Here is a 728-nt window from a genome sequence, read left to right as displayed (position 1 = left end):
CTCATTGATTTCGGGAACCTCAAATCCTCCGCCGCCGGCATGGGCTGAAACCGGAAAAATAACCATGGCAGCGAAAAGAAACAAGAACAAAAGGCTCCCGTCACGTAATCTTTTCATCTTGGCAACCTTTCACCTCTTTACCTGTGAGTCCGTTTCATTAAAGACTTTGAAATCGATGGATTTTCTTCCTTTTTCTTTTGCCAATATTAATAATTATAATAAAAAATTCCATATTTGAGTTAAAAAATGAAGGAATAACTTGATAAATTATCCTTTGTCGACTTGCGATAAGGCAAAAAGATGGACAGAACAAATTTTCTGCCCATCTTTTTTAATGTTGGATCACGGTTTTATATTGATCCAAATCAAGGTTTTCGATATTCACTTTTTGGATGTTTGGGATGTGAATGTTATAGCGATATAACAAATATTTATTTTCATCTTTGGCAAGATCAGCGTTTAACCGGTCATCGTAAACATGGAATTCGAATCCGATCTCATGAAAATTCATATCCCTTAATTCTTTTAGAAATGACTTGATATTTTCGGGAGTCTGTCCGCCGTTTTCATATATTTCACCGGTCACCTCCAAGATATACTTTTCATTCCCTCCATTCTTCAACACGTCAAAGATGGAAGGAACATTTCCGGTATATCTCGTGTCTTTGGCAGTTCCGTCATTATAGGAAACATGGTCAACGCTTCTCACACTCATATGTTTGTTCAAT

Annotated in this window: 1 protein-coding gene; it reads right to left on the bottom strand. The window is 36.7% G+C overall.

What is annotated here, in order from left to right; translation table 11 throughout:
• Positions 1-331: 331 nt before the first annotated feature.
• A partial coding sequence (locus I8U21_RS14830; protein WP_198054203.1) for a hypothetical protein occupies positions 332-728 on the bottom strand: 397 nt, incomplete at its 5' end.

The sequence above is a fragment of the Thermoactinomyces sp. CICC 23799 genome, assembly GCF_016055145.1.
In the GTDB taxonomy this organism is placed as follows: Bacteria; Bacillota; Bacilli; order Thermoactinomycetales; family Thermoactinomycetaceae; genus Thermoactinomyces; species Thermoactinomyces intermedius.
This window is presented reverse-complemented; position numbering and strand designations above follow the sequence as displayed.